The sequence below is a fragment of the Caulobacter sp. GW821-FHT10A06 genome (assembly GCF_059415805.1).
This window is the reverse complement of the sequence record NZ_JBWKNY010000008.1, coordinates 267,572-279,340: the sequence shown is the minus strand read 5'-3', so window position 1 is coordinate 279,340 and position 11,769 is coordinate 267,572. Positions and strand designations below refer to the sequence as shown.

The 11,769-nt window shown below is 67.0% G+C and carries 11 protein-coding genes and 1 pseudogene; 4 read left to right on the top strand and 8 right to left on the bottom strand.

The window, feature by feature from the left end:
- Positions 1-17 precede the first annotated feature (17 nt).
- The gene (locus tag AC07NF_RS23985) at positions 18-332 is read left to right on the top strand and encodes an Mpo1-like protein (RefSeq protein WP_494633227.1); all 315 of its coding nucleotides are present in this window, start codon (positions 18-20) and stop codon (positions 330-332) included.
- On the opposite strand, the pseudogene AC07NF_RS23980 reads toward AC07NF_RS23985, so the two are convergent.
- The 4 genes and pseudogenes from AC07NF_RS23980 to AC07NF_RS23965 form a co-directional block, all read right to left on the bottom strand.
- Positions 328-458: pseudogene (locus tag AC07NF_RS23980) on the bottom strand (hypothetical protein); the annotation flags it as partial. The gene AC07NF_RS23985 and the pseudogene AC07NF_RS23980 sit on opposite strands and share 5 nt — an antisense overlap.
- Positions 430-1,158, bottom strand: coding sequence for a helix-turn-helix transcriptional regulator (locus AC07NF_RS23975; RefSeq protein WP_494633226.1), 729 nt, complete (start codon positions 1,156-1,158; stop codon positions 430-432). The pseudogene AC07NF_RS23980 and the gene AC07NF_RS23975, both read right to left, overlap by 29 nt.
- Before the next feature lie 101 nt (positions 1,159-1,259).
- Positions 1,260-2,792 carry a response regulator gene (locus AC07NF_RS23970; protein ID WP_494633225.1) on the bottom strand — a complete coding sequence of 511 codons (1,533 nt, stop codon included), beginning with the start codon at positions 2,790-2,792 and terminating at the stop codon, positions 1,260-1,262.
- A 201-nt stretch (positions 2,793-2,993) separates the two neighbouring features.
- The gene (locus tag AC07NF_RS23965) at positions 2,994-5,828 is read right to left on the bottom strand and encodes a TonB-dependent receptor (RefSeq protein WP_492813442.1); all 2,835 of its coding nucleotides are present in this window, start codon (positions 5,826-5,828) and stop codon (positions 2,994-2,996) included.
- A gap of 469 nt (positions 5,829-6,297) precedes the next feature.
- Between AC07NF_RS23965 and queC the strand changes: the two genes are divergently transcribed.
- From queC to AC07NF_RS23950, 3 genes are all read left to right on the top strand, one after another.
- Positions 6,298-7,029 (top strand): 7-cyano-7-deazaguanine synthase QueC, encoded by a 732-nt coding sequence (gene queC / locus AC07NF_RS23960; protein ID WP_494633224.1) that lies wholly within the window; start codon positions 6,298-6,300, stop codon positions 7,027-7,029.
- Positions 7,026-7,658 (top strand): 7-carboxy-7-deazaguanine synthase, encoded by a 633-nt coding sequence (gene queE / locus AC07NF_RS23955; RefSeq protein ID WP_494633223.1) that lies wholly within the window; start codon positions 7,026-7,028, stop codon positions 7,656-7,658. The genes queC and queE overlap by 4 nt, the downstream gene beginning before the upstream one ends.
- A gap of 71 nt (positions 7,659-7,729) precedes the next feature.
- Positions 7,730-8,098: a 6-carboxytetrahydropterin synthase gene (locus tag AC07NF_RS23950; RefSeq protein ID WP_492813437.1), complete on the top strand. Its 369-nt coding sequence runs from the start codon at positions 7,730-7,732 to the stop codon at positions 8,096-8,098.
- On the opposite strand, the gene AC07NF_RS23945 is transcribed toward AC07NF_RS23950, so the two are convergent.
- The 4 genes from AC07NF_RS23945 to AC07NF_RS23930 form a co-directional block, all read right to left on the bottom strand.
- Entirely contained in the window at positions 8,099-8,323 is a 225-nt protein-coding gene (locus AC07NF_RS23945) for a hypothetical protein (protein WP_492813435.1), read from the bottom strand.
- A 48-nt stretch (positions 8,324-8,371) separates the two neighbouring features.
- Positions 8,372-8,911, bottom strand: coding sequence for a response regulator (locus AC07NF_RS23940; RefSeq protein WP_492813433.1), 540 nt, complete (start codon positions 8,909-8,911; stop codon positions 8,372-8,374).
- Between the two features lie 177 nt (positions 8,912-9,088).
- Positions 9,089-10,207, bottom strand: coding sequence for a chorismate synthase (aroC, locus tag AC07NF_RS23935; protein WP_494633222.1), 1,119 nt, complete (start codon positions 10,205-10,207; stop codon positions 9,089-9,091).
- 175 nt (positions 10,208-10,382) lie between these two features.
- Entirely contained in the window at positions 10,383-11,732 is a 1,350-nt protein-coding gene (locus AC07NF_RS23930; protein ID WP_494633221.1) for a pectate lyase, read from the bottom strand.
- Positions 11,733-11,769: the final 37 nt, after the last annotated feature.

Below are 11,769 nucleotides of genomic sequence, written 5' to 3'. Positions count from 1 at the left end.
GGATCAGCATCGGAGGCATGAGCACCGCTACAGAAGAGCGCTACCGCACCTTCGCGGCCTTCTATCCGTTCTATCTGACCGAACACGTCAACACGGTCAGCCGGCGGCTGCACGTGATCGGCACCAGCCTGGTGATCGTCTGCCTGGCGCTGGGTGTCGTGAGGGACTGGCGGTTCTTCGTGGCCGCGCCGCTGGTCGGCTACGGCTTCGCCTGGATCGGCCACTTCGTGTTCGAGAAGAACCGGCCCGCGACGTTCAAATATCCGCTCTACAGCTTGATGGGGGATTTCCGGCTGTGGTTCGAGGTGGTGACCGCGCGGCGGAAGTTCTGAGGAGCCGTCCTCGTCCTTCGACAAGCTCAGGATGAGGACTACGGTGGTTCAGTAGAAAACCTCATCCTGAGCCTGTCGAAGGACGAGGTTTTCGGACCTACAGCTTCGAGAACAGCCCCAGCTCACCCGCCTTCAGCACGGCTTCCTGGCGCTTGACCACGCCCAGGCGCTTCTTGGCGGCCTCGATGTGGTGGTGGACGGTGCGGGGCGACAGTTCCAGGATCGCGCCGATCTCCCAGTCGGTCTTGCCGCGGCCGGCCCAGTACAGGCACTGGGCCTGACGCTCGGAGACGACCCCGTAGTCGGGATTGTCGTCCTGCATTTCCCAGTGCTTGAGCATGATGGTGCCAAACACCGTGGCCAGGCTGTCGATTACCGCGCGCGAGGTCGGGTCGGTGTCGCGGGCCTCGGTGGACATGCGGATCAGCACCTCCTGGCCGGCGGGGCCGAAGACACGCACGACATAGCCGTCGTTCATGCCGAGGTCCGAGGCCTCGCCCCACATCGACTGGGCGCGGCCGTCGCCTAGCGGCTTGGCGTCGGTCCAGGCGAAGGAGCGGGGCGACTTCAAGAGTAGTTTGACGCACGGATCGTGCACCACGTAGCGCTCGCCCCAGTAGCGCTCGTCCCAGGCGTCGAAGTCCTGACGGCTGAGCGTCGGGGGTTCCTTGCCGTAGTGCTCGGCATTGACCAGGGTGGCGCAGAACTTGTCGTAGCCGAAGGCGGCGATCGCTTGCGCGAAATGCGTCTCGACCTCCTGGGCCGAGCCCAGGTGAGGCGCTTGGCTCAAAAAGGCCCAGGCCTGTTGTTCAGCCGTGTTCAGCACGCGTCTGGTTACTCCGCACTCGCGGAACGCAGGCTATTCGCGGATGCGAGGCGACCGCAAGCGTCTACGCTTTCGGGTAGAGCGACCAAGCGTCGCGGAGCTTAGGCGGCGGCTTCCGCGTCCTGCTCGTCTTCGCCAGCCAGCAGGGCGCTCAGCACGACGGCCAGACGCTCGGGCTTGATCGGCTTTTCGACCACGTCCTGCATGCCGGCGGCGATGTAGGTCTGGACGTCGGCCGGGTCGGCGTTGGCGGTCAGGGCCACGATCGGCACGGCGCCGGGGCGGCCGGCCATCTCGCGGATCGCGCGGGTGGCGGCGATGCCGTCCATGCGCGGCATCTTGATGTCCATCAGGATCAGGTCGTAGCGGCCGCTCTTGGCCATATCCACGGCCTCGACGCCATCGACGGCTTGCTCCGAGGTGCACTCGAACATGTCGCACAGCGCCTCGGCGACCATGCGGTTGGTGGCGTTGTCGTCGACGATCAGGATGTGGGCGGCGCGGCCGGCGACTTCCTGGGTCTCGTGGACCTCGGCCTCGGCGACGGCGGCGGGCAGGGGCAGGGCGAAGCCGACGGTCAGGCCGACGCCGCGATTGGCCTCGGCGTGCAGCGGGCCGCCCATGGCGCGCAGGACGCGGTGGGCCAGGGCCATGCCGACGGCCAGGGCCATCTCGTTGCGGTCCTGCAGGCTGGCGTCGCCCAGCGGATCGTGGACGCGGGCCAGGCGCTCGTCGGCGTGGCCGCCGGTATTGTCGCGGACTTGGCCTTCCAGGCGGATGTGGTCGCCCTCGACACGTGCGGTCAGGCGGGCCTCGATGGCGCCGCGGCCGGCCGAGAGCGCGTTCTCGATCAGGATGTCGAGCACCTGCAGCAAGCGCTCGCCGTCCACCTCGACGCCGCATTCCGGATCGCCGTCATACGAGACGAGCAGGGTCGAGCCGCCTTCGTGGGCGCGGGCGGCCCAGCGGTCCTCGACCGCGTCGGCGAAGTCGCGCAGGCGGGTGGGGGTGGCGTTGATGGTCAGCTGGCCACGGGCCGAGCGGTGCAGGTCGATCGCGCGGGCGACCGTCGCGCCCATGTCGCGGCTGGTCTCGCCGATGGCGCGGACGAAGGCCGAGGCGTCGGGCGTCAGGCGCTGCTGTTCCAGGCGCTCGGTGATCGCCAGGACGCCATCCAGGTGCGCGCCGATGTCGACGGCCATGCGCTCGACCATGGCCATGGCGTCACGGGCGTCGGCCTGGCGGCGGCGGTGCGAGGCCAGCAGCGAGGCCAGGCCGCCTACGCCGGCGAAACGGCCGGCGGCGTCGACGGCGACGTAGGCGGTGCGGAACACCGGGGTCGGGCTATCGGCCAGGGCGTTGACGAAGCTGTTGGAGTCGGTCTGCGCCATGACCTTGCGCGGCTCGGCGTCCATGACGTCGGCGATCGGCTTGTCGGCCAGATGCTCGCCGGCGACGCGCATCATGCCTTGCAGCACGTCGCGATAGACGAGGCCGATGGGCGCGTTGTCCGGGTCGACGACCCCGAGCGCGGCCAGGGCCGGATCGGCGTCGAACATCGCCGTGACCACGCCGCAAGGCGTGTCAGGCGAGATCGGAGCGCGGGTATCGATCAGACGAGTCAGCGTTTCCATGCGGCGCTTCGCTGGGATTTGGAGGGGCACCATGCCCTCGGCGCCCTTGCGGAGTCGTTAAGTTGGGAGCGCTCCCAAACCGGTAATGTCGGAATACACAGAGTTTTCTGTCGGGCTGTCGACATGTTGGGCGAAAACCGGACAAGAAAAAGGGGCGGCGAGTGACCGCCGCCCCTTCCGAAGTGTGGTGCTGGCCTGGTTCTACCAGGACTTGGTGATGGCGATGCCGTACAGGCGCGGCTCGGCGGTGATCACGTTGGTGAACAGGCCCGAGCTGTCGTCGGTGGTGTAGGCGTCGACGATCGGGGTCTTGTTGCCGATGTTCTTGACGTAGGCGTCGATCGAGACGCCCCACTCCGGCTTCTCCACCTTGAGCGTCACGTTGCCGTTGTCCCACGACTTCAGCTGGTCGTAGGCGGTGTTGTAGACGCGGGCGTACTGCTTGCTCTGGCGGTAGTAGTCGCCGCGCAGGGTGGCCGACCAGCCGCCCGACAGCTCGAAGGTGTACTGGGCGCCGACCGAGGTGGTCCAGTGCGGCGAGTTGGGCAGCTCGTTGCCCGACAGGTCCGCGGCCGTGCCTTCGATCGAATAGCCGGCGCCGTAGGTGAAGAGACCGGTGGCGTTGGCCAGGAACGCCGCCGTGGGAGCGGGCAGACCCGCGCCGCCGGCCGCGGCCGGGGTCGACAGGAACGCCTGGTAGGCCGCCGCGCCGGTGCAGGCCCAGGGCAGGGTGGCCCCGGCGCCCGCTGCGATGATGGTGGCCACGCCGGCGGTGGCCAGCACGCAGTTGGCGCCGACCGACGAGGCCTGCGGACCCACCTTCACGACCGTATAGGCCGCGTTGGACTGGGTGCGGTTCATGGTGTCGATCGAGGTGACGCCGGAACCGATCTTGGTGTGCAGATAGCCGAGATTGGCGTTCAGGCGCAGGTTGCGGACCGGCGACCAGATGCTTTCCAGTTCGAAGCCGTAGACCTTGGCGTCGACGTTCTCGTTCACCGAGGTGCGGTTCACGATCTTGCTGATCTGGTAGCCCTTGTAGTCGTACGAGAAGCCCGTCGCGTTGAAGAGCAGGCTGCCGCCCATCAGGGTGTTCTTGGTGCCGATCTCGATGGCGTTGACGAACTCGGGGCCGAAGGTCTGGCTTATGCCGATCGCGCCGGCCGGAACGCCCGGATTGATGCCGCCGCCCTTGTAGCCCTTCGAGTAGAAGGCATAGAGCAGGGTGTCGTCGGTGAAGCCCAGATGGGCCTTGTAGTCCACGCCGACGCGGCCGGTGGTCTCGTTGAAGCGAGCGCGCTGGTCGGGGTTGGTCGGGTTCAGGGTCAGGCCGTAGCCGGGCGCCAACAGCACGGTCGAGTAGTTCTTGACCGCCTTCTTGTCGCGGGTCTGGCGCAGGCCCAGGGTGAACTTCAGGTCGTCGTTGAGCTGGTAGTACAGCTCGCCCATGACCGCGTCCGACACCAGGGTATAGGGCGTGCGGTTGTCATAGTAGTTGTGGCCGTCGCCCGTGGGATTGGCCGCCGTGTCGATGCCGATGCAGTTGGCGGTGGTCGCCGGATTGCAGGTCGGTGAGAGGCCCTTCGATGCGTTCAGCGCCATCGACGACAGGGTCAGCGAGTTGCCGATCACGTAGTAGTCGGTCAGCGTCCGATAGGTGAAGTGGATGGCGCCGACCGTGAAGTTCAGCGGGCCGGAGAAGGCCGACTGCAGGCGCAGTTCCTGGCTGAACTGTTCCGAGCGGCCCGACGAGACGTCGATCGTCGTGAACTTGTTGGTGTTGCCGACCTGCGGGTCGTTGAAGAAGCCGCCCGGCGTGAAGGGCGTGCTGTTGAAGGCGACCGGCGAGACGTTCCGGTTGTAGTCCTGCTTCGTATAGACGCTGCCCTTGCTGTAGGCGGTCATCGAGGTGGCCGTCAGCGAGTCCGTCAGGTCGTAGTTCAGGGTCAGCTGGTAGACGTTGGAGCCCGACTGGTAGAGCGGATCCAGCGCCGTCTCGATCTCGCGCAGGTTGGTCGAGGTGGTGTCGCCGGCGTTGGCGTCGCCCGAGGTGAAGCCGAAGATGTTGCCCAAGAGGCCCGTCAGGGTGCCCGACGTGTTGACCGTGCCGTAGGCGGCGGGGGCGTACAGCGAGGCCGACAGACAGCCCTGAGTCAGGTAGCGCTGGACGGCCGCGGGCACGGGCACGCCGCCGACCGAGGTCGGGCCGGGATCCTTGGTGCACAGCTGCTTGCCGGTCCGCGCGCGGTTGTCGTCCTCGTGGAAGCGTTCCCACAGGAAGTTGGTGCGCAGCTTGTCGGTCGGATTGAACATCACCTGGACGCGGGTCGAGTACATGTCCCGGTCGTCGACCTTGTGGCCGTTGAAGGTGTTGGTGACGAAGCCGTCCCGTTTCAGCGAGGTGCCCGACAGGCGCAGGGCCAGCTTGTCGCCGAAGATCGGCACGTTGACCATGCCGCGGAACTTGGTGGTGTTGAAGTTGCCGTACTCGGCGCGCAGGTTGGCTTCGAACTGGTCGGTCGGCTTGGCGGTGATCACGTTGACCACGCCGCCGGTGGCGTTGCGGCCGTACAGCGTGCCCTGCGGGCCGCGCAGCACTTCCACCCGCTCCACGTCGTAGAACTCGGCTTCGAACAGGTTGCCCGACTGCATCGGGGCGTTGTTCATGTGGACGCCGACGCCCTGGTCGGCCGACGCGCCGACGGCCTTGGCGCCGATGCCGCGGATCTGGAAGTTGAAGCTGTTGGTGAAGTTGCTCTTGGCGAAGGTGACGTTCGGGATCGCCAGCTGAAGATTGGGACCGCCGTCGATCTTCTGCGCTTCCAGGCTGTCCTGGCTGAAGGCCGACACCGCGATCGGCACGTCCTGGAGCGCTTCTTCCTTCTTCTGAGCGGTGACCACCAGCTCTTCGATGACGGTGGTGTTCTGTTGGGCCGGCTTGGCCGTTTGAGCGAAAGCGGGGACGGCGAAGCCGGAGATCGCGACCGCCGAAGCGCCCATGACCAAAAGGCTCCGCATACGCAGAGTTTGCGACATTGAATTCCCTCCCTGGACCCGGGCGGCGCCTTATGGATGGAGCCTGCGAGGGTCGGTGTTTCCTCGGCGCCGTACTGTTTTCACCACGCGGGCGTACGGCGAGCCCCTCGCAGCATTCGCAGATTGCATACTTGCGTTTGAAAGCTGTCAACTGGCCTGATCGTAAGTGAACAGCGATAGGTTACAGCTTTTCACTTTCCGAGAGGTGGTGTTCTCCTGATGGGTGTAAGCTTACAACACATTAGAAGATCGGGTTTGTGGCTTACGTAGCGGAAGTGCGGCGCGCGCTTGTGGGCTATGGCCTTTGATAGCGGGCGCTATGGCTTAGTTCGCTGGCGAAAGACTTCGTCCGAGTTCGTGATCGGAGTATCGCGCGAGTCGCGCCTTGATCGGCCGCGCTGTTCCGGCCTGGCCTTGCTTCGTGTAGGGGAGGGGCCATGTTCCCCTTCTTTTCCTTTGAGAGCCTCGCATGAGCGAAGCCGCACTCGTTCTATTCTCCGGCGGCCAGGACAGCAGCGTCTGCCTGGCCTGGGCCCTTGAGCGCTATGAGCGCGTCGAGACGGTCGGCTTCGACTATGGCCAGCGCCATTCCATCGAGATGGAGGCGCGCCAGACCGTGCGCCGCGAGATCGCCGCGCGCTTCCCGCAGTGGGCTGACCGCCTGGGCGAGGACCATGTGCTGGACATCAAGAGCTTCGGCCAGGTGGCCCAGTCGGCCCTGACCGCCGACCGCGCCATCGAGATGACCGAGCGCGGCCTGCCCTCGACCTTCGTGCCGGGCCGCAACCTGGTGTTCCTGATCTATGCCGCGGCTTTGGCCGATCGCCGGGGCGTCGACGCCCTGGTCGGCGGCATGTGCGAGACCGACTTCTCGGGCTATCCCGACTGCCGCCGCGACACGATGGACGCCATGCAGAGCGCCTTGAACCTGGGCATGGATCGCAGCTTCCGGATCGAGACGCCGCTGATGTGGCTGACCAAGGCGCAGACCTGGGCGCTGTCCAAGCAGTTGGGCGGTGAGGACTTGGTCAAGCTGATCGTCGAAGAGAGCCACACCTGCTACCAGGGTGAACGTGGCGTGCTGCACAGCTGGGGCCACGGCTGCGGGACCTGCCCGGCGTGCGAGTTGCGCGAGAAGGGTTATGTCGAGTGGGACGCGGCCGGGCGTGAGGCGCTGGCCCAAGAGCCGGTAAGCGCGTGACCTATTCCGTCAAAGAGATCTTCCTGACCCTGCAGGGCGAGGGCGGCCAGGCCGGCAAGGCGGCGGTGTTCTGCCGCTTCTCGGGTTGCAACCTGTGGACCGGCCGCGAGCAGGACCGCGCCAAGGCCGTCTGCACCTTCTGCGACACCGACTTCGTCGGCGCCGACGGCGAGAACGGCGGCAAGTTCGCCACGGCCGACGATCTGGCGGCGGCGGTCGAGGCCCAGTGGACCGGCGGCCCGGACGATCGCCTGGTGGTCTGCACCGGCGGCGAGCCTTTCCTGCAACTGGACGAGGCCGCTATCGCGGCGCTGCACGCGCGCGGCTTCCAGATCGCGGTCGAGAGCAACGGCACGCTGGAGGCCCCCGCCGGGATCGACTGGATCTGCATCAGCCCCAAGGCCGACGCGCCCGTGGTCCAAACCTCGGGCCAGGAGCTGAAGCTGGTTTTCCCGCAGGACAAGGCCATGCCCGAGCGCTTCGCGGACCTGGATTTCGAGCGGTTCTACCTGCAACCGATGGACGGTCCGGACCGCGACAGGAACACGCAATTGGCGGTCGCCTATTGCCTTTCGCACCCACAATGGCGTTTAAGCGTCCAAACGCACAAATATCTCGGCCTGCCCTGACGGATAAGGCGCTCGACTTGGTGACAGGGTCGACGCGCTAGAGCCTCCCAGGCCTAGTCAAAAGAAGTCACATGTCTGGATACGTCTTCGAGATCACGAAGGCTGCGTTCTTCGACGCCGCCCATTACATCGAGCAAGGTCCGACGGACCATCGCTATCGCAAGCTGCACGGCCACTCGTTCAAGGTGGAAGCCAGCGTGAAGGGCGAGATGCGGGAAGAGGGCTGGGTCGCCGACCTGGAAACCCTGGACGTCGCGCTGAAGGCCGTCGCGGCCGAGCTGGACCACGGCCTGCTGAACGACCGTCCGGGCCTGGAAGTCCCGACCCTGGAACGGCTGTGCCTGTATTTCGCCGAGCGCCTGAAGGCCCAGTTCCCCGGCCTGTCGCGCGTGGTGCTGTCGCGCCCGACGATCGGCGAGACGTGCGCGCTTAGTCTCTAGCTAGCGGCGGTACTCGTCCCGCTCGCGGTCTTTCTTCCCGTCCCCGGGGATCACCGCCTTGCCGGTGGCCACGACAGCCTTGCCGGCCCCGCCGACGACCGCGCCGGTGACGCCGATGGCCGTGCCGGCCACGGTGCCGACGGCAGCGGCAGCCAGGCAGCCCGTCTGCGAGACGGCGACCAGGGCCAGGACGGCGGCGATAGGGGCAAGGCGACGGAAGGTCATGGTGAAGCTCATAAAACGCTGTTCACCACGTTCTACCCGGCGAATGGTTTAAATTCTCCGCGTCGGATGGCCGCGCACGATCACGGGGTCATCGACATAGGTCGCCCTGTCCTCGTCGCGGCGGCGCTCGCCCCGGTAGCGGGGATCGTCGCGGCGGCGGCGGTCGGGACCGAAATAGTCGCCGGCCCGCACGAAGGGGCGGGGGTTCTCGATCAGCAGGGTCAGGCGGTGGATAACGCCGCGCGCGGTGACCGGCTTGACCAGGAACTCGTTGACGCCGGCGTCGCGCGCCTCGTTCACCCGGCGCTCGGTCGAGTGGCCGGTGATCATCACGATCGGCACGAACGGGTTGGGGCTGTCGGGCGAGTTGCGGACCAGATTGACGAAGTCGATGCCGTCCAGCCCGTTCATCGACAGGTCGGTGAACACCACGTCGATCGCGGTGGAGCGCAGGATCGCCAGGGCCTCGGACCCGTCCATGGCCTCGTAGACCTGGCGTACGCCGATGGCGCGCAGGATCTCGATCAGCAGCAGCCGCATATGCTGGTTGTCGTCGACCAGCAGGATCTTCAAGAGGTCGAAACGCACGCGCCAAGCCCCCTGGTTCGCGCCGCGTACCGCAACCATGGCGCGTGATGATCGCGCGTCAGGGGATACGTTCAAGTGAGGCTTACGCCTGCAAACGTATGCACGTCAACCCGAAACCTGAACTAATTCAGTGGTAAGACCAGTTAATGGCACGTCGACTGACCATTGTTTACGCTATCATCGGCTCGCGCCAGGGGCGAACACGTGGCCGCCAGTCTGCCCACGGTGGCGCAGGAAGGCGTCCGCCAGCACGCAGGCGGTCATGGCCTCGACCACCGGCACGCCGCGAATGCCGACGCACGGATCGTGGCGGCCCTTGGTGCGCAGGTCGACTTCCTCGCCGGCCTCGTTGAGGGTCTGGCGGGGGATCAGGATCGACGAGGTCGGCTTGAAGGCCACCCGCGCCACCACCGGCTGGCCGGTCGAGATGCCGCCCAGGACGCCGCCGGCGTGGTTGCTCAGGAACACGGGCTCACCGTTCTCGCCCAGGCGCATGGCGTCGGCATTGTCCTCGCCGGTCAGGGCGGCGCTGGCGAAGCCTTCGCCGATCTCCACGCCCTTGGCGGCGTTGATCGACATCAGGGCGGCGGCCAGCTCGGCGTCCAGCTTGCCATAGAGCGGCGCGCCCCAGCCGGCGGGGACGCCGATGGCTTCCACTTCCACGACAGCGCCGGTCGAGGAGCCGGCCTTGCGGATCTTTTCCAGGTGCTCTTCCCACACCGGGATGATCTCGGCGTCGGGCGACCAGTAGGGGTTCTGTTCGGTCTGGGCCCAGTCCCAGTTGTCGCGGTTGATGGCGTGCGGGCCGATCTGCACCAGGGCGGCGCGGATCGTCACGCCGGGGATCACCAGCCGCGCCACCGCGCCGGCCGCCACGCGGGCCGCCGTCTCGCGCGCCGAGCTGCGGCCGCCGCCGCGATAGTCGCGCACGCCGTACTTGGCGAAATAGGGATAGTCGGCGTGACCGGGGCGGAAGGCCTGGGCGATCTCGCCATAGTCCTTGGAGCGCTGGTCGGTGTTCTCGATCATCAGGCTGATCGGCGTGCCGGTCGTGCGCTGGCCGTTGGTCCGCTCGTCCTCGAACACGCCCGACAGGATGCGCACGGCGTCCGGCTCCTGGCGCTGGGTGACGAACTTGCCGTTGCCCGGACGACGCTTGTCCAGGAAGCCCTGGATCATCTCGGCCGTCAGCGCGATGCCGGGCGGCACGCCGTCCACGACGCAGCCGAGCGCCGGGCCGTGGCTTTCGCCCCAGGTGGTGACGCGGAACAGGTGACCGAAGGTGTTGTGCGACATGCCGGGGGGTTTAGCGGAAACAGAAGCGTGTCGCAAAACAGGGAAGAAAGATGCTCCCCCGCGATGCGGGGGAGCTGTCGCGTAGCGACTGAGGGGGCTAATGCGGCATAGATCCAGCTAGCCCCCTCCGGCCCTCTGGGCCACCTCCCCCGCATCGCGGGGGAGGATCTAAGGCTCAGCCCCGCACCTTCGCCGCATCCGCCAGATAGAGCTCCAGGTTCGTCCAGCCGTCCTTGCCGACGATCGCGCCATCCGCCTTCTTCGGATCCAGCCCGTGCGCCTTCTCCCAGGCGTCGGGCATCCCATCCCCATCCGTATCCTTGGCCGCCTTGCCCGCCGGCAGCGCCGGCCAACCACCAACGTCGGACTGGACGTTGATCACCTTGCCTGTACGGGTCTTCACACCCTCCAGGATCCGCGTGTCGACCGGGTCGCGCCACACCGAAGCGCCGGCGTCGGCCAGCACTCGGGCATAGGCCTTGTCGGCCGGCTCGGGCGTCACCGGGGCGACGTCGACGGGCGCGGCCAGGCGATAGCCGGCGGGCTCGGGGATGGTGAAGGTCACCAGGCTCCACGGATCGCTCGGCACGACGCCGTCCATGCTGTTGCCGGCGAAATAGGCCTTGGCCAGGGTGTCGCTTTCCTTGAAGGCGATCGGCTTCTGCGAGCTGGGGCCGGGGATGTAGGCGTTGTCGACGAAGTTGTAGGCCGACAGCGTCGCCTTGTCGGCGTTGTAGCCCGACTTGTCGCTCCCCCAGTTGTAGAAGACGTTCGAGCGGAAATCGAAGAACGCGCCGATCGGATCCTTGTCCGGCCCGTCGTAGTTGCCCGGACGCGGCGCGCGGGCCATGTGGTTGGCCCACAGATTGTGGTGGAAGCTGATCTTCGACCCATTGCCGCCGCGGATCAGGCTGCCATAGCCGTGGTCGCCCTTGACGTGGATCGAGTGGGCCAGGCTCTCGGCGATGATCGACCACTGGACGGTCAGGTCATAGAAGCCCTGATCCGGACGATCGTAGCGGGCCGAGGCCGACAGGGTCTCGTCCACCGACCAACTGGCCGAGACGTGGTCCAGGATAATCCGCCGGCCGCCGCTGATCCAGATGGCGTCGCCCTCGACCTTGCTCTCGGCCCCCAGGCGCGAGCGGATGAAGCGGATGATCACGTCGTCGGCGCTGACCACCAGGGTCTGGTCGCGCAGGGTGATGCCGCCGCCCGGGGCGGTTTGGCCGGCGATGGTGATCTGGCCGTTGCTGATCTTCAGCTCACGCTTCAACTGGATGGTGCCGGCGACGTCGAAGACCACCGTGCGCGGGCCGGTGGCCGCGATCGCCGCCCGGAGGCTGCCGGGGCCGTCGTCGTTCAGGTTGGTGACGTGGATCACCGCCCCGCCGCGACCGCCGGTGCTGAACCGGCCCGCGCCCTCGGCGCCGGGGAAGGCCAGCATGTCAGCGGCCAGGGCCGAGCCCGTCGCGAAGGTCAGGGCGAGCGCGCCGGCGGCGGCGAGAAGGTGGCGGCTGAGCATGGTCCATCCCCGAAAGCGACGACGGGATGCTTGGTCC